Origin of the sequence: Aliifodinibius sp. S!AR15-10 (assembly GCF_031569985.1) — a bacterium.
Taxonomy (GTDB): Bacteria; Bacteroidota; Rhodothermia; order Balneolales; family Balneolaceae; genus JAMQKA01.
This window is the reverse complement of the sequence record NZ_JAMQKA010000056.1, coordinates 1-19,487: the sequence shown is the minus strand read 5'-3', so window position 1 is coordinate 19,487 and position 19,487 is coordinate 1. Positions and strand designations below refer to the sequence as shown.

At 47.4% G+C, this 19,487-nt stretch carries 12 protein-coding genes; 11 read left to right on the top strand and 1 reads right to left on the bottom strand.

Features of this window, described 5'->3' with window-relative positions; genetic code table 11:
- The first annotated feature begins 1,067 nt into the window (after nt 1-1,067).
- From NC796_RS22970 to NC796_RS22920, 11 genes are all read left to right on the top strand, one after another.
- A complete protein-coding gene (locus NC796_RS22970) occupies nt 1,068-1,679 on the top strand; it encodes a TetR/AcrR family transcriptional regulator (RefSeq protein WP_310688159.1) in 612 nt (203 codons plus the stop codon).
- Nucleotides 1,680-1,734: 55 nt separating this feature from the next.
- Complete coding sequence (locus tag NC796_RS22965; protein ID WP_310688158.1) at nt 1,735-3,123, top strand: TolC family protein; 1,389 nt, start codon at nt 1,735-1,737, stop codon at nt 3,121-3,123.
- Nucleotides 3,124-3,179: 56 nt separating this feature from the next.
- Entirely contained in the window at nt 3,180-4,256 is a 1,077-nt protein-coding gene (locus NC796_RS22960) for an efflux RND transporter periplasmic adaptor subunit (protein ID WP_310688157.1), read from the top strand.
- Between the two features lies 1 nt (nt 4,257).
- Nucleotides 4,258-7,308, top strand: coding sequence for an efflux RND transporter permease subunit (locus tag NC796_RS22955; protein WP_310688156.1), 3,051 nt, complete (start codon nt 4,258-4,260; stop codon nt 7,306-7,308).
- Between the two features lie 193 nt (nt 7,309-7,501).
- On the top strand, nt 7,502-8,362 hold the full coding sequence (locus NC796_RS22950; RefSeq protein WP_310688155.1) for an alpha/beta hydrolase: 861 nt from the start codon (nt 7,502-7,504) through the stop codon (nt 8,360-8,362).
- A 1,183-nt stretch (nt 8,363-9,545) separates the two neighbouring features.
- Entirely contained in the window at nt 9,546-10,421 is an 876-nt protein-coding gene (locus tag NC796_RS22945; protein WP_310688154.1) for a glycoside hydrolase family 16 protein, read from the top strand.
- A 796-nt stretch (nt 10,422-11,217) separates the two neighbouring features.
- Nucleotides 11,218-12,792: an arylsulfatase gene (locus NC796_RS22940; protein ID WP_310688153.1), complete on the top strand. Its 1,575-nt coding sequence runs from the start codon at nt 11,218-11,220 to the stop codon at nt 12,790-12,792.
- Nucleotides 12,793-12,801: 9 nt separating this feature from the next.
- Nucleotides 12,802-13,317 (top strand): N-acetyltransferase, encoded by a 516-nt coding sequence (locus NC796_RS22935; protein ID WP_310688152.1) that lies wholly within the window; start codon nt 12,802-12,804, stop codon nt 13,315-13,317.
- A 97-nt stretch (nt 13,318-13,414) separates the two neighbouring features.
- The gene (locus tag NC796_RS22930) at nt 13,415-13,843 is read left to right on the top strand and encodes a TonB-dependent receptor plug domain-containing protein (RefSeq protein ID WP_310688151.1); all 429 of its coding nucleotides are present in this window, start codon (nt 13,415-13,417) and stop codon (nt 13,841-13,843) included.
- 419 nt (nt 13,844-14,262) lie between these two features.
- Nucleotides 14,263-17,223 (top strand): TonB-dependent receptor, encoded by a 2,961-nt coding sequence (locus NC796_RS22925; protein ID WP_310688150.1) that lies wholly within the window; start codon nt 14,263-14,265, stop codon nt 17,221-17,223.
- Nucleotides 17,224-17,242: 19 nt separating this feature from the next.
- Complete coding sequence (locus tag NC796_RS22920) at nt 17,243-18,829, top strand: RagB/SusD family nutrient uptake outer membrane protein (protein WP_310688149.1); 1,587 nt, start codon at nt 17,243-17,245, stop codon at nt 18,827-18,829.
- A gap of 465 nt (nt 18,830-19,294) precedes the next feature.
- Here NC796_RS22920 and NC796_RS22915 read toward each other — a convergent pair.
- On the bottom strand, nt 19,295-19,487 hold a 193-nt coding region (locus tag NC796_RS22915; protein ID WP_310688148.1), incomplete at its 5' end, for a hypothetical protein.

Here is a 19,487-nt window from a genome sequence, read left to right as displayed (position 1 = left end):
TTCACGCTTCGGCTGCGCTCTCTGTTCCAGCGAAATTTACATTAGGGCGGGGGAGAGTTTTAATCTTATGACCTTGGACTTTCAGACCGTCGACCTTTTAATCAACAATTTAACGTCTCAACTACTCAACATTTCAATATTTTAAGACAGATTTTTTCTTTACGCTCCCCTCGGCTCCCTTCCGGGTGGTCAACTTTACAAGGCCGGAAGGTATGACGCAATTTTAAAAATTGGCATTCAGATAATAAAACAGAAGGACACTTCTTTCGGTCTGTGCCAGGAGGAGTCCCCCTTATGGCTATACCGTAAAAAAGACAACAAATGAAGTTCGAAGGGGGCTTGGGGGATGACCAGCATAGTTGTTTTTTCTCTGCTTAGACTTCAGGTTTCACAGGACAAGAAGAAAACAGGATCCATGTCTTCATGTGTATGTTCTTTTTTAACGATAAAGGAATGGCTGGAATGGGATAGGAGGTTTGATTATCGGTTTGGAGTCTAATTCCTGTTCTGGTATTCATTTTTCCAACGATGGAAAAACGAATCAAAAAAATCGCCGGCGAAAGATTCATTCACCTGGGCTGCATTTCGCTGCGGCTAAATGAAAACTAGATATTCCCGGACTTTGCCTTTCCGAACGGCACTACTTTAAAACGTTCAACGACTTCTCGAGACTATTCTGCCGGAGTTTTCTTTCTTAACGCCACCGCTTCTTTTGCCCCGGGCGGTTCATGAATCGCTAGGCCGGAAAGGAGAAAATTATCGCTTGATATTCGAAGCTAGGTCTTCAACATCTCAACATCAGAATGACCTTAGACCTTCAGACTTTTTGACTTTAAAGACCATCAGACCTTTGACCAAACTATCAACAACTCAACAGTTCAACGCTTCAACGTCTCAACAGAAAATGACCTTAGACCTTCTGACTTTCGACCTAATCATCAACAGTTCAACGGTCCTTGGTATATAACTAACTACTAACGGGATTCTCATTATAGAAATAAGTCTTGACAAAATGAACGCCGTTCAATAAATTATCTTCGTTCAATTCGAAATAGCCATTTAAAGATATGGGCATCCAGGAACGCAAAGAACGAGAAAAACAGGAGCTCAGGAATCTGATTCTGAGTACAGCTGCCGAACTCTTCCGAATGAAAGGGTACGAAAAAACCAGCATGCGTGCCATTGCCAAAGCGATTGAATACAGTCCCGGTACCATTTACCGCTATTTCAAGGACAAGGATGAGTTGCTCTATGAAGTGAGTGTTCGTGGCTTCCAGCTCTTTTTCGAATACCTGAGCAGCGTGCGTGAGATCAAGGATCCCATGGAGCAGTTGCGAAAGCTCGGTGAGGTTTACATCCAATTTGCCCTCGATTATCCCTCCTACTACGATCTAATGTTTATCATGAATGACCCGATGCGATCAATAAAGGAGAAGGAATCGTGGAAGGAAGGGGAGACCAGTCATGGAGTACTGACCAACATTATACGTGAGTGTCAGGAAGTCGGGTATTTCAGCGGATATGACATCAATGAACTTTCCTTGATGATCTGGGGGCAAGTTCACGGTATCGTTTCGCTCCACCTGAGGGATCGCATGCACATGTATCAAGAAAGTGATCCTCAAAAACTGATGAACAACGCCGTTAGCATTTTTAAAGATGCAATCAGCAAACTCTAGGAAAAAAATTTTTATTTATAAATGAACACTGTTCAATTAATAAAAGATGTTTATTATGAATCAGATTAAAATCACAATTCCGTTAGTTCTTGTCTGGCTTGGGATTGCAGGTGGTTTACAGTCCGTTGCTCAAGCGCAGTCTGTTTTGGAACAGTATATTGAGCAGGGGATAGAAAACAATCTTTCCCTGATTAATGAATCTCTGGATCTGGATCTCAGTCACTCAAAGCTTCAAGAGGTAAAAGGACGTTTTCTGCCCGACATTTCATTGCAGGCCAATTACTCCTACTCAGATGGCGGACGCACGATCGACATCCCGGTGGGCGATCTATTCAACCCAATTCACCGTGAGTTGAATGCTTTGACGGGAGAATCGCGCTACCCAACCGACTTGGCAAACGTCAGTGAGCAATTGTTACCTGATGATTACCACGAAACCAAACTGCGCCTCATTCAGCCACTTTTTAATACTGACATTTATTATGGCTATCGGGCGCAGAAGCACCTCGTATCACAACAGGAGGCCCGGCGGCAAGCGGTCCACGATGAGCTGGTCAAAGAGATTAAAGTGGGCTACTACAACTATCTGAAAACAGAAGAACTGGTAGCGATCCATGAGTCTACGATTGATTTGCTGAAGGAGATGCTCCGGGTAAACCGCCGGCTGGTGGAGAACGGAAAAGCCACAAAAGATGCCATCTTCACCGCGGAGTATGAGCTCCGGGAAGCAGAAAGTGAGCTCTCCGAGGCCCAGAAACAGCGAGCTTCGGCCAAGGCCTATTTCAATTTCCTGTTGAACCGGGAGCTTTCCGTGCCCATTGAACAGGATTCTACTGTTTCAATTGATTCTGGCAAATTTAATGAGCTGTCCCAACTGCAGAAACAAGCACTGGATTTGCGTCCCGAATTCACGCAGATAAACCAGGGGATTTCTGCACAGGAAAATATGCTGAAGCTCAACCAGGGCAATGCGTTGCCCGAATTATTCGTAGCGGCAGACGCTGGGTTCCAGGGCTACCAATACAAGTTCAACGACAACCAGGATTTCTGGTTCGTGCAGTTTGGACTGCGGTGGAACCTCTTCGAAGGATTCCAAAACAGGGAACGGATCCAGCAGTCCCGCATCGAAATCAGGCAGCTGGAAAATCGGTACCAAGAGCTTGAGCAGCAGATACAGCTACGAGTAATCGATTCTTGGCACGCATGGGATGCCGCCCGAAAAACACTGGAAGCCAAGCAGTCCGGGCGTCGCGCTGCCGAGTCCAGTTTTCGCATAGTAAAGCGAAAGTACCAGGAAAACCAGGTGCTGTGGGTCGAGTATATCGAAGCGCAAAACAACTTCACCAACGCCCGCCTGCAACAGGTAATCGCAAGGTATGATTTGCTGGCGCGGCAGGCTGAACTGGAACGTGCCGCATGCTGGACAAATAGCAGCAGCAATTAATCAGAAACCCATTCTCAGACCTTTTTCACTTTTGCTCACAAACAACACGTAAAGTCATGAAAACTTCAAAATATCAACTAAATATATTCTTGTACGGAATTGCGATCTTGGTCATTGCGATTGCAGGTTGCAGCAGTTCCGCAAAGCCTCCTGCTGATGAAAAGTCCCCGAAAGTTCACAATGTACAGGTCGAGGAAGTTTCAGCTACTACGGAACCGCTCCCGATTGCAGCAAGCGGTGTGTTGGCTTCTAAATCGGAAGTCAACCTTTCATTCAAAGTAGGCGGCTACATCGAGACGATTTTGGCGGAGGAAGGCGATAACGTTAAAAAGGGTGATCTTTTGGCGCGCCTCAACCGGGCGGAAATTGATGCCCAGGTTGCCAAAGCCCGCAACGCTTTTGAGAAAGCCAAACGTGATCTAAAGCGTATACGGGATCTGTACCGGGATACTGTGGCCACGCTTGAACAGGTGCAGGACCTGGAGACGGCGTATGAAGTGGCGCGGGCCGAACTGGAGATCGCCCGTTTCAACCAGGAGAATGCTACTATCCATGCCACGGCCGACGGTCGAATTTTAAAAAAGTATTCTGAAAGGGGAGAGCAAGTGTCGCCGGGCACACCTGTATTGCGGCTGGGCACAACTGGTGCTAAATCCCAGATCCTGAAATTTGGAGTGGCCGACCGAGATGTCGTCCGTATTCAGCCTGGTGATTCAGCCCAGGTACGGTTTGATGCTTTCCCGGATCGGATATTTCAAGGAGAAGTCACAAACGTAGCCGCAGAAGCTGACCCACGCACCGGCACCTTCGAGATAGAGGTGATGCTTACCAATAATTACCCGGAACTGCGAAACGGGTTCATCGGTAAAGTCACGCTGTTTCCCTCGGGACAGGCCCCATACATCCGAATCCCGATGGATGCGCTGGTCGAGGCCAACCGGGAGCACGCCTTCATTTATGTGCCGGATGAATCAACAAAATCAGCACAAAAAGTGAAGGTACAGCCTTTCTACATCGGGGAGTCATTCTTTGCCGTGGATACCGGGGAACTGAGTGCTTCAAAAGTAATTACCCGTGGAGCTTCCTACCTGCGTCCCGGCGCCAATATTAACATCACAAGAGAGGGACTTTAAGATGCGTTTACCAACACAAGCCATAAAAAATTACCAGTTTGTTTTGATTATGGTTCTGTTGGCCGTGATGGTGGGAACTCATTCCCTGCTCACCATGCCGCGAACCGAAGATCCAGATCTCGCATTTCCGAATTACACGGTGACAGTGATTTATCCCGGCACCAGCCCGGAGGATATGGAGGAACTCGTGGTAAATCCCCTGGAGGACGCCATAGACGAGCTGGACGATATAGTTGAAGTAGTAAGCACTATTGAGGAAGGTTTGGCCGTGATCCAGGTGGAGGCCGAATTTGGCATCGACTATGACCGAAAGAATGATGAGCTCAACCGGGAGATCAATGCGATCAGGGATGAGCTGCCGGATAATATTTTTAGTCTCAATGTCGAGCAGTTCAAGCCGGAGGATCGCACCAAAATCATACAGCTGGCGCTGGTTTCCGAGACCGCTTCTTACGCGAAAATGGACGAAACCGAAGAAGATCTACAGGATGTCATAGAAAGCGTTGCAGGGGTTAAAGAGGCCGAAATCGAGGCCAGCCCGGACGAGGAAATTCGCGTGGCCCTGGATATGGAGCGGATGGTCCATCAGAATATTTCGGTCGACCAGGTGGCGTATGCTCTTACAGATCAAAATATGAACATACCGGGCGGAGATCTGAGCAGCGGCTCTAGGCGATTCAACATCGAGACGAGCGGCAGCTTCAAGACCCTTGACCAGATTCGTCGCATTCCGGTGCGCGGTAACCAGGGCAAATTGGTGTACCTGGAGGACCTGGCGGAGGTGTTTTATGCAAATGAGGATTTGCGATGGCTGGCCCGCCATGAGGGGACACGTGCTATTTTTGTCACGGTTAAGCGAAAGTCGGGTGAAAACCTGGTTCAGATTACTGAAGATATTCATAAAAAACTGGACCAGTTTCGGTCAGAACTTCCCCCCGACATTTTGATGGAGGTCGCCTTCGAGCAGGCCCCGGCGGTATCAAATCGCATTAATGGTTTTTTCATCAACCTGCTGCAGGGTATTGTGCTGGTCGGCTTGGTTATCTTTGTATTCCTGGGATATCGCTCCTCCATGATTACGATGACGGTCATCCCGATAGCGATGATCATCGGTATTGGAGTTCTTGACCTGCTGGGATTTGGTTTGCAGCAGATCTCCATTGCTGCGCTCGTTATTGCGCTTGGACTGCTGGTGGATAACGGCATCGTGGTGATCGAAAATATTGTCCGTTTCCGCAAAAAAGGATACTCGTTTTTGGAGGCCGCTGCCAAGGGGACGTCCGAGGTAGGTTACGCGATTATCAGTTCTACGCTGACCACGGTGTTTGCTTTTGCACCGCTGGCGATGATGCAGAGTGGACCCGGGGAATTTCTACGTTCGCTGCCGGTGACGGTCATGATTGTACTGGCTATTTCATTGGTGCTGGCGCTTATTTTTACGCCGATCCTGGCGGGCAGATTCTTAAAAGATAATCCACCTAAAAAGCCAAGACGGGTGGAAAGCTGGATATCTTCGTCTATCGAACGTTTCTACCGTCCGGCATTAAAGAAAGTACTTCGACGAAAAGGATGGGTGGTTACCGCAGCGATTCTGTTGTTTGTCGGAAGCGGTATGCTGTTCCCATTCATTGGCGTAAGCTTTTTTCCCACCGCCGACAAGCCGATGTTGTTGATTGAAGTCGACACTCCCGACGGGGCCAACCTCTATGAGACCGACCGGGCCGTTCGTTTTGTGGAAAGTGTGCTCGATACGACGGCATTCGTCGAAGATTACACTGCGAATGTGGGGCATGGGAATCCCCAGGTTTATTACAACCGCATTCCTGAATCATACAAGAAAAATCACGGGCAGTTGTTGGTCAATTTCAGGGAGTGGGATCCCCCGACCTTTTATGCCACGCTTGACCAGTTCCGAGAATCTTTCGAGCGATATCCCGGGGCGCAAATTACTTTCCGTGAGTTGAAAAACGGGGCTCCGTTTAACGCCCCGATCGAAATTCGGGTGCTGGGTAAGCAGCTGGACATGCTCAAAGCCCTCTCATACAGAGTAGAAGAGATTATCCGAAAGACCAGTGGAACTGTCGACGTCGATAACCCGCTTTCGATAAACCGTACCAACCTGAAAGTGGATATCAACCGGGACAAGGCGAGCCTGGCCGGGCTCTCGGTGGCTTCTATCGATCGAACCGTGCGTGCGGCGATGTCTGGGCTGGAGGTTGAGGAGGTGACCATGGAAAATGGGGAGGAGTATCCCATTGTGCTGCGGCTGCCGGTAGAAGAGCAGACATCCGTCCGGGATTTCGACAAGATTTACCTGGCAAGCCGGGATGGAGCACAGGTGCCTCTTCGACAGGTGGCAGAGACCCGGTTTGAGTCGGCGACCAACCAGATTCTGCACTATAACATGCAGCGGAGCACGTCGGTTACAGCAAATGTCACCAATCCTGATAACACCACGACGATCACGGAAGAGATCATCATGGGATTGAATCAAGTTAACTGGCCGGATGGATATTCCTACTACGTGGCCGGTGAGTACGAGACGCAGCAAGAGGCATTTGGAGATCTGACCAATCTCCTGATCCTGGCGCTGGTCGCCATCTTTGCCATCCTGGTGCTGCAGTTCCGCTCGTTCAGTCAGCCACTGATTATTTTTTCAGCGATCCCACTGGCGATCACAGGCTCGTTTATCGCCCTGTTTATCACCGGCTGGTCGTTCTCTTTCTTCGCATTTGTCGGGTTCATCAGCCTGATGGGCATTGTGGTCAACAACTCGATCATTTTGGTGGATTATGCCAACCAGTTGCGTTCGGAGGGGCGAACGGTCTACGAGGCGATCATTGAATCCGCTGAAACGCGCTTTACCCCCATCGTGCTGACGACTACTACGACGATTCTCGGGCTGTTGCCGTTGACGCTCTCCAACACCAGCTTGTGGTCGCCGCTGGGATGGACCATCATCGGGGGCATGCTCAGTTCAACCGCACTGACGCTGCTGATCGTGCCGATTCTTTATCAATGGTTTACGAAAGTGGAGGAACCAGTGTTATGAATGGGTTAACGGAGAAATGCCTTTCAGTCATCCTGCACCCCGATGCAGGATCTCGCAGGGGTATAAACCTTGATTCTATTCGGGTTCTATATCAACGGTTGTCATTTTTACTAGATCCTGAATCAAGTTCAGGAAAACTTAGAGGTTCTATTGTGAATTATTGGTTAATAACCTAACCGCAAAAAACTATGTTATGATGATTAAAATCTTTAGCAGATTAATAAAACTGCTTTTCCGGATTGCGCCACCGGTGGGCGTTCGGGTGGCTTTCCAACTTTTTTGCTGGCCGATGGGTGGAAAGATTCGCAACCGTGAGGAGCGAATAAGATCCAAAGCCCGGAAAACGCATTCCTTTCTTAATGGGAAATTAATCCGGCAGCTGGAGTGGGGCGATGGGGATAAAACGGCCCTGCTGGTGCACGGGTGGGCCAGCAACGGCGGTGGACTGGGTGGATTCGTCGAGCCCCTCACCAATGCCGGGTACAAAGTCGTTGCTTTCGATGGACCCGCCCACGGCGAAAGCGAAGAACATACCGCCAATATTCTTGAGTTTTCGGGAGTAATCGCCGATCTGTTGCAAAAGCTGGATTCGGTTGATACGGTGATATCGCATTCATTTGGGTCGGCAGCTACCGTCATGGCACTGGGCGAGCATCCAAATACCTGCGTTCCCAATCTTGTCATGCTAACTACCCCGGATGGGTTGGAAGAATTGGCCCTGGAATTTTCCCGGTTCATGAAGCTGTCCAAAACGGATCACCGCAAGCTGGTTAATTATATCGCCAAACGACTGGACAGACCGGTGGAAGAGGTGGACGTTCATAAAATGGGTCACCGTGTAAATGCCAACTGTGTGATGTTGATGCACGGGAAAAAGGATTCGGTGTTGCCATTCGAAGGGGCAAAGCGCGTAGCTGAACAGTGGCAGGGATTAGAATTCGTCGCATTGGAAAAGACGGGACATTACCGGATGCTCTGGGACCCAGAGATCAGAGAACGAGTGATCTCCTTTGTTGAGATTGACACTATTCGGTATGCAGGTTCAGGCAGGTAGCTGGAGGTGTCATTTACTGGTCCTGGATGAAGTTCCGGCATCCATGTGATTTTCCTTACTATATGGATCATTCCCATATAGTAAGGAAAATTGAAATCATCCCATTTGAGGGATATAACCAAGGGCGCAGGCTGTTTTTAGTCTTATAATCAATAGAAAAGAAACCTTAGGTTATGAGGAGGCTAAAAGCCAAGAAATGTCTGGTTTTATAGCTTACTCAAAATGATAGATTAACGTCAGTTCGAGATAAAATCTGTCATTGTGAGGAATTCAGAGAAATCCAGCGGCAATCTCCTATGCGTAAACAAGAAACGATTGAGTAGATCGCCGCGTCGACCGCATCGTTGAGCCAACACGTACACCAAAGCCTCATCACGATATCCATATCTCGAACTCAGGTTAAGCCGGGCCTCCTCACGAGGGGTTTGAATAAGCCCTGGTGAAAATCTTCTCTTTATAGATTCACGTGCTTACCAAGACGACTATCTCATACATAGTGAGACCATCGTCTCATACTTACCGAGACCATCGTCTCGTATACCTTGAGACGACTATCTCAGTGCCTATGAGACGACCGTCTCAATTAATTGAGCACCTCCTCTGAAATGCAACAATATTTAGGGTCAGTTCGAGACAGAACCTGTCATTACGAAGAGGGATTAAGTAATCATCGGGATCCCGAAACCTTTCGGGAGGTAATCTCCCGGCGGGTGAACAGAAAATGGACGGGGAGATCGCCGCGTCGACCTCAAAATGGAGCCGGCTACTGCCACAGACGCCTCCTCGCGATGACAGCTATAATTTTTGTGATCCTTATATCGAACTCACGTTAGATTATTTAACTGTAACCCTCTTCAGTCCGGCCTTCGTAATTTTTGTTGATCGAGTGACCGTAGTCTGTGCGTGTAGAAACCGTTTTTGTTTGAGATCCGCGGTCCTCAGCGGATCGAGTTAAATGGTTTTAGCACAGACGTAGGGAACGCAACAAAAATTACATCAGCCGGCGACTTTTTTGTGTTCGTTTTTTGGCCGCCCAAAAAATGAACATTTGAAAAATTTTGTATTGAATATTAAAGAATTGGGCCCTTTTAAACCATGTTATCCGCTATTGAATTCAACCGTTTAACGGGTTATTTAATAGCCATCAAAAAAACAGGAAACTATAGTTGGAAAGGTATCACTTATGATAAGTCGGGGTTGGATCATTGTTTTAATACTCGCGTCAGTGGCTTGCAGCCAAGACGAACAGTCTCCTTATGAAACAGATAACAGTCCAGACCAAATAGAGGGTTATGAGCTGGTATGGCATGATGAATTCAACCAGGGACAGAAACCCGACCCGTCAAATTGGTCATATGAATATGGTTTTGTGAGAAACCAAGAATTGCAGTGGTACCAGCAGGATAATGCCCGTATTGAAGATGGCCGCCTGGTGATAGAAGGCCGAAGAGAACAGGTGAAAAATGAGTTTTACGATTCTACAAGTACAGAATGGCGGGAAGAGCGCCGGTTTGCAGAGTATACCTCATCCAGCATAAACACGCGTGGAAATCAAGCGTTTCAATACGGATTAGTGGAGGTTCGGGCGCGGATTGATACCGCCAGGGGGATGTGGCCGGCGATCTGGATGTTGGGTACACACCCAGAGCGCGGCTGGCCCGCCAACGGGGAGATCGATATTATGGAATATTACAGGATTGAAGGAGAACCGCATATCCTGGCCAATGCAGCATGGAGCGACGGGGATTACAGTCCCATTTGGGATGATGCCAAAATTCCATTTGAGAAGTTTCTGGAAAAGGACCCGGAGTGGCCGGAGAAATATCATATCTGGAAAATGGATTGGACCGAAGATTACATCAAACTTTACCTGGATGGGGAACTGCTGAACGAGATCGATCTCAGTGAAACGCTCAATCCCGATGGCTTTAATCCCTTTCACCAGCCGCATTACATTTTGTTAAACTTGGCGCTGGGATCAAACGGCGGAGATCCGTCCGACACCTCATTCCCCAAACAGTATGAAGTGGATTATGTGCGGGTTTATCAGAAGATGTAGCAGATAATTAGGGCTCCTCCCGTGAACTTTAACTGATTTAAAATTAATGACTTCTAAGATTAATGCTGGAAATTAACTGCAAAGGTATTCCCCAAGTGTCCATTTCTTTTGCATTTAATCCGGTGACTCGGCTGCTTTCTTCTCTTGAAGCTCTGTTCGCCAGAGGGATGGTTCATTTTTTCAGCGAAGAAAAAACGAACCAAAAAATTCACCAAAAAATCCCAGATATTGTCTTCTTCTGCCACTAAACAGAGCGTGCTTTTCCTCTTTAGTCGCTTTTATGAGGTCTAAGTGCAGGGATTTTCTGGACTTGGAAAGAGGAGGTAATTTCGTAATCCTGCTTTCTAAAAAGTAGGTTTAGCTTTTTGAGGAACCGCTAATTAGTTCTAACGTGTTATCGGTTGAAACATAGTGACCATATTTGAACATGCTCTATCACTTGCGCGGGATTTAATTCCCGCGCTATGGATAAGGCTGGGTCGCGTAGTATCCAGTGGTCATTCTGATTCCTGCTAATACGAAGTATGTTTTAAATCAGTAAGATTTTTTAGATATAAAGTGTTCATAGATTGAAAGAAGCCTCTGTGTCATCCTGAACTTGTTTCAGGATCTCGTGGAGTTCATGACGCTGATATAAAACGACAAAGTGATCAATGCTGTTGACCACCGCGAGATTTCAGACAGCTGTCGGAGGTCCGGGATGACACAGAGGGATTTATTTGTTTTTTGGTATTTAATTTAATCCCTAAACGCGTTAGATATAATTGTGAAAAATTACTACTCACTTTTTGAGCCTATGGATCGAATTCAAGTTAACTTACTTTGTTTCATCTTTTCAGTAGCTTTTATTGTCGTATTCTCAGGCTGTAGTGATGAGATTACGGGAGAAGAAGCCGAAACTCCACCCAACATCGTATTTATCCTGGCCGATGACATGGGGTATTCTGACATCGGCGCTTACGGATCGGAGATTCAGACGCCCAACCTGGACCGACTGGCAGAAAACGGCATCCGCTTTACCCAGATGCACAACACCAGCAAGTGTTTTCCATCACGGGCTGTACTTCTGACCGGTATTTATGCCCAGCAAAGTGACATGCATGAGCAACCCGGGGCATTCCAGAACGCGGTGATGTTTGGAGAAGTGTTAAAACGAGCAGGATACCGCACGCTGTTCGTCGGTAAACATCACAGTACGGATAATCCATACGATTGGGGATTCGATCACTACCGGGGACTGCGCGACGGGGCCGCCAATTATTTCAATCCGGGGGAGCAGCGCCCTACAGATCCGGGTCCCCCAGCCCAGAAAGAGTGGGCCTATCCCCGGACGTTTGTTTTTGATGACTCGCTGGCGGCTCCTTTCACTCCACCTGAAGATTACTACAGTACAGATACCTGGACTAACTGGGCTATAGAATTGCTTAATAAAAATGAAGGTGAGGATAAACCATTCCTGTTGTACTTGTCTTACCAAGCCCCGCACGATCCTTTGCAGGCCCCGGAAGAGTCTGTTGAAAAATATGAGGGCGTCTACGAAAAAGGGTACGAGGCGATAGCACAAGCTCGTTATGAAAGGCAGCGAAATATGGGGCTTCTGGACGAGCGTTATCCCCGATCTGAGCCCACCCACAGAAGTTGGGAAAGTCTCAGTGATTCTGCCAAGGCCGACCAGGTACGTCGCATGCAGGTGTACGCCGGCATGATCGATCGGATGGATCAAAACATTGGGCGGTTAATCAACTATATCAAGGAACAAGGTGAATGGGAGAATACGCTGTTTATGTTTGCCTCGGATAATGGTGCTTCGGCTGAGGTCGTTGAAATAGGGGCGGGACAAATTGGTTCTATAACGCGATGGGCTTCCCTTAAGGAAGATTGGGCGAACGTGGCAAATACGCCCTTCCGCAATTTCAAAAACTACTCACACGAGGGAGGCACTGCTACACCCTTCATTGTGCATTGGCCCAAAGTTGTTACAGAGGGAGGTAGAATTGATCATTCCCTTACGCACTTTATTGATCTTATGCCAACGTTTGTCGATGTCTCGGGTGGACAATATCCCAAAGAATATAAAAATATGCAGATTCACCCGATGGAAGGCGTTAGTTTGCTACCAATATTTTTGGGCGATTCAATAAGCCGGAATGAACCACTGTATTACAACTGGAATGAAGGCAGTGCCATACAAACCGAACGCTGGAAGCTGGTTCGTTGGGGTAATGACTGGGAGCTGTATGATATGACAAATGACCGCACGGAAACAACAAACTTGATTGAAGAACATCCCGACATTGCTAAAAAATTGAAACAACAGTGGCAGGATTGGGCTGTGGAAGTAGGGATAGGCGAAAAGATTGAAACAAAGTAGTCATAAAATATGAGCGACATCTCAATACGGGAAGAAGAGCCGGGTGACATCCAGGCAGTACGTGCTGTTAACAAGTCCGCTTTTCCAACAGCAGCAGAGGCGCAACTTGTCGACCGGCTCAGGGCAGAACTGTCAGATTATATCTCGTTGGTGGCGGTTTCTGAAGAGCAACTAGTGGGGCATATCTTTTTTACCCCGGTCACCATTTCCGAGAATCCTGATCACCTCAAGTGGGCTGGATTGGCTCCGATGGCTGTAGCCCCCGATTTACAGCGGCGCGGGATTGGTAGTAAACTTGTAAGGGCGGGGATGAAGAAAGCGAAAGATCAGGGATATGATGGTGTAGTGGTATTGGGACATACTGAGTATTATCCCAGGTTTGGGTTTCAGCCTGCCAGCACGTTTGGGCTCCACAGTACCTTTGATGTACCAGATGAAGCTTTTATGGTGAAAGAATTGGCGCCTGGTGCACTTCGCAGAATTTCGGGACTAGTAACTTATCACCCTTTTTTTGAAGAACTGTAGTTTTATCAGCCCAATAAGTAGGTCTGCCAAATAAATTACATTTCATCATACTTTTTTGTATTTATTTATCTTCAAGTCTTAATTAGAAAGTATACTTATGGCTCACTTTAATAAGATATGCCACTTTTCGGGGATATTTTTTCTTATCCTCATCGTCGGATGTGCAACGGGGGAAAGCGGACTCAAGGGAGATACTGAAGAAGACTCAACTACAAATGTAGTTAGTGTGGACAACCCTTCCGTAAGCCTGGCTGACTATCTACGCAGGATTCCCGGGGTGATTGTAAACGGCAATGGTCCCAGTGCTGCCATCAGCGTTCGGGGAACAGAATCGATGATGAATAATCAACCACCATTGTTTGTAATGGATGGGGTCAAAATCGGCAGGGATTTCTCGCGGGTAAGCAGCTTGGTCAATCTTTCGGAAGTAAAGAAAATACGTGTGGTAAAGGGAGTGGAAGCATCTGCAGCTTATGGAATGGATGGAGCAAGCGGAGTTGTCGAAATATATTCTGAAGAAACCTAATCTCTTTAGATCCCTTCCTGGCATCAGCTTTTTTATCCAAATAACCCACCTTTAAGTCAGGGATAAACAAGAGCCCAAAAAAGTTCCCAACGTCGGATTGAACCCCTCTTTTGTATAAAAAACATCTAAAAATTATTTGCTGATCGGGGGCAAGAACCGGTACACCTAAAAAAATTAAGCCCTAAAACAATATCGTATCATAATTTAGAAATATAGGATTAGTATGTGCTCCAAAATTTAGAATATTTACTTAAGTGTATAGGGAACACCTTTAAGTAGGAAGGAAGGGGATATACCAAAATGTGACCTCTCTTGGATACTAGTTCACTAGTCATATCAAATCTAAAATAACCGAAGGAATAGCAGCAAGTCACTCCCATAAAGAAAAGATAAGAATCGTAATATAAAATAGGATCAATATGAATAATTATATACGAACCACACTAAAACTGCTGGTCGTTTTGCCATTTCTGTTGTTATGGCATTTGAACAGCTTTGCACAGCACCAGGTTACCGGTACAGTGATTGATGCGACCGACAAAACACCACTTGCCGGTGTAAATATTGTCATCAGGGGTACCACGCTAGGTACGAGCACTGATGAGAATGGGGAATACAGCTTAAATGCAGGTTCAGAAACCGATACATTGATGGTCTCGTTTGTGGGATATGAAACGCAGGCAATTCCAATAAATGGCCGATCCCAGATTGATGTTGAACTCGTCTCGCAGACATTTGAGGGGGAAGAGCTGGTCGTAGTCGGTTATGGTACACAGCGTAGGGAAGATGTTACCAGCGCTGTTACCAGTGTCAGTTCGGATGAGTTTATCCAATCATCCCCGCGTGATGCCGCCTCACTAATCCAGTCAAAAGTGCCGGGACTCTCTATTACTGCTCCGTCTGGCGATCCTACAGAAGGCACCAACATCAGCCTGCGTGGTACCACAACATTGGCAGCCTCCACCGATCCGTTGGTAATTATTGATGGAATTCCCGGTGAACTGAATACGGTTCCGCCCGAGGATATTGAATCCATTGATGTACTCAAGGATGGGTCTGCTGCCGCAATTTATGGGTCGCGGGGTTCCAACGGGGTTATCCTGATCACCACCAAGAGCCGGCAGACTGATGCACCAACCAGAATTCAATACGATGGATATGTCAATGTACAGACGATCCATAAAGCACCTGACATGCTGGATGCAGAAGGGGTTCGCCAGTGGATCGATGAATATCAGCAGCTGCAGGACCTGGGCTATGACACGGATTGGCTCGATGTGATTACTCGCACTCCGGTCAGCCATACGCATAACATGAGTTTTTCCGGCGGTAGTGCTCAAACCAATTATACGGCTTCGCTCAACTACAGGAACCTGCAGGGGCTGTTCATCCGCTCTGATAACGAGCAGATTACCGGTCGTTTCAACGTTCGCCATTCCATGCTGGAAGATCAACTTACGGCAGACCTGAACGTGATTACCCGTTCTCAAAACTATTTCACGGGCGCCGACGGCGGTAGTTTTAACGCTTTTGCATATCGCAATGCGCTTACGCGGAATCCAACAGACCGACCGCGTGATGACGAGGGCAATTACGTATACCGCAGTGGTTTTGAGTATGAGAACCCGCTGGTGCTGATCAACGAAGTCAATGGTGAAAATGTGGAACGTGAGCTTCGTCTGAACGGTACGCTTACCTACGATCCCATTGAGCAGTTAAGTATTCAACTGCTTGGATCTTTCAACCAGTGGAATGAAACACGGGGGTACGCCGAAACCTTCAAGCATGTATCGGCCGTTGAGGGTGGTAATGAAGGCTTTGCTTCCCGGGGTACCGGTACGAACGAAGACAAGTTGTTGGAATTGACCGGTACATTTAATGAAACGCTCGGGGATCATGTGTTCACTCTGCTTGGTGGATATAGCTACCAGGAGGTCATTGAGGAGGATTACTGGATGCAGAATTATAACTTCCCGACCGACGCCTACGGGTTTAACCGTATGCAAAGTGGTAATGCACTGCCGGAGGGGGAGGCGTCAATGAACAGTTTTAAGGAATCCTTCAAACTGATCGGCTTCTTCAGTCGCCTGAATTATACTTTTGATAACAAGTATATCGTGATGGGTAGCCTGCGTTATGAGGGAAACTCAAAATTTGGGGCCGACCACAAATGGGGGCTTTTCCCGGCTGCTTCCGTGGGATGGAGAATAAGCGAGGAAGCGTTCATGAGCGAGGTTGATTTTGTCAGCAGTCTCAAAATTCGCGCGGGTTTTGGGGTAACGGGTATTGCACCAAGTGATGCGTACCTCTCACTTCCCAGCCTGCAGTTTGGCGACCGGATATATAATAATGGCGAATGGGTTCAGGGAGTCTCTCCCGCCCGTAATGCAAATCCCGACCTGAGATGGGAACGCAAGGAAGAGATTAATCTTGGAGTGGATTTCTCACTGTTCGATGATCGCCTGAGCGGTAACTTGGATATCTATCGACGAGACACCAAGGATATGCTGTGGGACTATGATGTGCCGGTTCCACCCAACGTTTTTGGTTCTATACGAGCCAACGTCGGCCAAATGCGTAATGAGGGAATCGAGCTTGGGCTTCAGTACGAAATTGTCCGTGGTAATGAATTTACGTGGATAACCAATGTGACGGGTTCCACGAATCAGAACGAGCTTGTTACCCTTTCCAATGAGCTGTATGAAACCTCGAATGACTTCTTTTATACCGGTTATACCCAACCGCCCATCCAGCTGCCGACACATCGCGTAGAAATTGGCGGGGCTATCGGTAACTTTTACGGGTTCAAATCAGTGGATGTCTCGGATGACGGCAAATGGATAGTAGAAGACAAGGACGGTAACCCGGTATCACAAACCAATGCCAGCCTGGATGATCGGCATGTCCTGGGCAATGGTATTCCGGATTATAACCTTGGGTGGAATCACAGCGTGCGGTACAAGAACTTTGATCTGAGCGTGACGATGCGGGGAGCATTCGGTCACCAGATTTTGAACTACCAGCGCATGTTCTATGAAAATCCCACACTGACTCCGGAAAACGTATTGGAATCAGCTTTTGAGCCAGTATTTGGCAAAACTCGTCTTAACACGGGATTGGCCTACGTAAGCTATTATGTTGAAGATGGTGACTACTGGAAGCTGGATAACGCCACACTGGGTTACACTTTTGATGTGACAACCCTGGGATTTGTTCAGAATGCCCGTGTCTATTTCTCAGGCAGCAACCTGCTGACTATTACCGGTTACAAAGGCATGGATCCCGAAGTGGATATTTCAGGCTTGGATCCGGGGAATGATCCGCGGGACAAGTATCCCACGACCCGGACATTCACCCTCGGTGTTAACCTGACATTTTAATTAAAGAACTTCTCCCATTATGAAATATTTAAAACGTTTATTAACAGTGAGTCTGTTTGCAGTAGGGTTACTGTTGTCTTCTTGTACAGACCTGAGTGAAACGCCCTACTCAGAAGTAACGGCTGAAAACTACAGCCCAACCGCCGAGGATATCGTATCATTGGTAGCCCCGGTATACACCCCTTTGCGCTTTGGGGTGATGGGATTTCATACCTGGCTTTCAGCACAGCATGAATCAGCTGATGTTATAGTAACCCCGGTCCGTCCCAACGGATGGTTTGACGGGGGGCGTTTCAACCGAATGCACCGCCACACCTGGACCGCCACCGATGGCACTCCTAACAGTGTTTATAACATGTGCTTTGATGGTATCAATGCTGCCAACAGGGTACTGTTGCAGATCGATACCGGTGAGATTCCAATCGAAGACGGACGGGAAGAGCTAATAGCAGAATTGAAAGTGGCGCGTGCCTTTTATTATGCCATTTTGTTGGATTCACATGGAAATGTTCCGATCGTGACCGACTTCAGCATTACGGAACCACCGCAACAATCATCACGCAGCGAGGTGTATGACTTCGTGGTGAGTGAACTCAATGCTAATATACCACAGCTCAGCGAGACTGCCGACCAAAGTACATATGGACGGTTCAACAAATGGGCCGGCAAGATGGTGCTTGCCGAGGTATACCTTAATGCGGAAGTTTATAAAGGTACGCCTGCGTATCAAGAGGCCATTCAGGAAACCCAGGATATTATCGATTCCGGGGCTTACCAATTAGAGGATAATTACAGGGACAATTTTGTCCGCGAAAACCAGAACTCCTCTGAAATAATACTTTCTGTACCTTATGATGAAGTGAATGGACAGGGCAATATGTTCCATCAGAGTACAATCAGACCGACCCAACAAGCAGTGCTTGGCTTGGAAACCCAGCCTTGGGGCGGAGCTTCCTCACAACCTCAGTTTGTTGATTCATATAACGAAGAGGACACGCGTTTGGAGGATACCTGGTTCACTGGTCCCCATTATATCGATGTAGGGTCAAATGAGCCTGAAAACTTCGTCAAGGATGTGCCTCGTATTGAACCACCAGGTACAGAGTTTTACCACGGGTATCCTATCTGGAAATATGAGGTATATGATGGAATACCGGTTCATTCGGATGTAGATTTTCCATTTTATCGATATGCTGAAACACTGATGATACAAGCCGAAGCACTCCTGAGAACGGGCTCTGCTGATGAAGCAGCTGATCTGGTTACGCAAGTTCGTATGCGTGCCTTCGAAGATCCCGCGGATGCCCAGGTAACCGGCAGTGAATTGCAGCAGGGCAGCAGTATAGTATTCGGTTGGTGGGAGGAAGACGGCACAATTACCAATCCCGATCCCGGCAATGATATCGAGTTTGGCCGCATGCTGGATGAACTTGGCTGGGAGTTCGCCGCTGAAGGCCACCGGAGAACTGACTTGATCCGGTTCGGGGTGTTTACTACCAAAACGTGGTTAAATCACCAGCCCAATGGGGATGGCAAGATCTTGTTCCCGATACCCGACGGTGCGTTGAATACCAACCCGAATCTGACCCAGAATCCGGGGTATTAACTCTATAAATAATATCCCAACCCTTAGTTATAAAGCCGGGAGTTAAACGCTTCCGGCTTTTTTATTGATATACTTAACCTGGGTTCGATAAACTAATTACTCAATTAGTATCTGCCATTGCGAGGCTTTGTTGACACCTGTTGGCTCAACGATAAGTTCAACGTGGCGATCTCCCAATCCGTTTTTTTGTTTCCCCGGAGGGAGGATTGCCTCCAGACAGCTATCTGGCTCCCGAGGAATCGCTGAATCCCTGTCCATGAGAAGTTTATATCACCTGTGCTGTATCCTACAGCAGTAGATGGAGTAACATTAAAGCAGCGGGCGTGAGGCGTAAGTATGAGGGTGAAATTAGAACCGGGATTTACAGGATTAGAGGATCTGCAGGATGGTTAATCTTTACCTGAGAAGAAATCCCAAAAATCCTTTAATCCTTTCCATCCTGATTCCAATGGGTAAAATGTGAAATTAGCTGATTTTACATACAAGATAATAGGCCATAACCAAAGCCTCTTGGTGATGACAGTTATTAGTTTTAGGGGCCTTTGCAGAACCCCTTGTTTTGGGGATTTTTCCCAAAACCGATAGGTTTAATCGAACATCGCCAATTTTTAACTCAAATGGAATCTTTTTATGTCGGATAAGCGCCATCAGCTCAGTA

What these genes read in the sequence shown, in the direction of transcription:
- NC796_RS22970 (WP_310688159.1), top strand. Translation starts at nt 1,068, where the DNA reads ATGGGCATCCAGGAACGCAAAGAACGAGAAAAACAGGAGCTCAGGAAT.
- NC796_RS22965 (WP_310688158.1), top strand. Translation starts at nt 1,735, where the DNA reads ATGAATCAGATTAAAATCACAATTCCGTTAGTTCTTGTCTGGCTTGGG.
- NC796_RS22960 (WP_310688157.1), top strand. Translation starts at nt 3,180, where the DNA reads ATGAAAACTTCAAAATATCAACTAAATATATTCTTGTACGGAATTGCG.
- NC796_RS22955 (WP_310688156.1), top strand. Translation starts at nt 4,258, where the DNA reads ATGCGTTTACCAACACAAGCCATAAAAAATTACCAGTTTGTTTTGATT.
- NC796_RS22950 (WP_310688155.1), top strand. Translation starts at nt 7,502, where the DNA reads ATGATGATTAAAATCTTTAGCAGATTAATAAAACTGCTTTTCCGGATT.
- NC796_RS22945 (WP_310688154.1), top strand. Translation starts at nt 9,546, where the DNA reads ATGATAAGTCGGGGTTGGATCATTGTTTTAATACTCGCGTCAGTGGCT.
- NC796_RS22940 (WP_310688153.1), top strand. Translation starts at nt 11,218, where the DNA reads ATGGATCGAATTCAAGTTAACTTACTTTGTTTCATCTTTTCAGTAGCT.
- NC796_RS22935 (WP_310688152.1), top strand. Translation starts at nt 12,802, where the DNA reads ATGAGCGACATCTCAATACGGGAAGAAGAGCCGGGTGACATCCAGGCA.
- NC796_RS22930 (WP_310688151.1), top strand. Translation starts at nt 13,415, where the DNA reads ATGGCTCACTTTAATAAGATATGCCACTTTTCGGGGATATTTTTTCTT.
- NC796_RS22925 (WP_310688150.1), top strand. Translation starts at nt 14,263, where the DNA reads ATGAATAATTATATACGAACCACACTAAAACTGCTGGTCGTTTTGCCA.
- NC796_RS22920 (WP_310688149.1), top strand. Translation starts at nt 17,243, where the DNA reads ATGAAATATTTAAAACGTTTATTAACAGTGAGTCTGTTTGCAGTAGGG.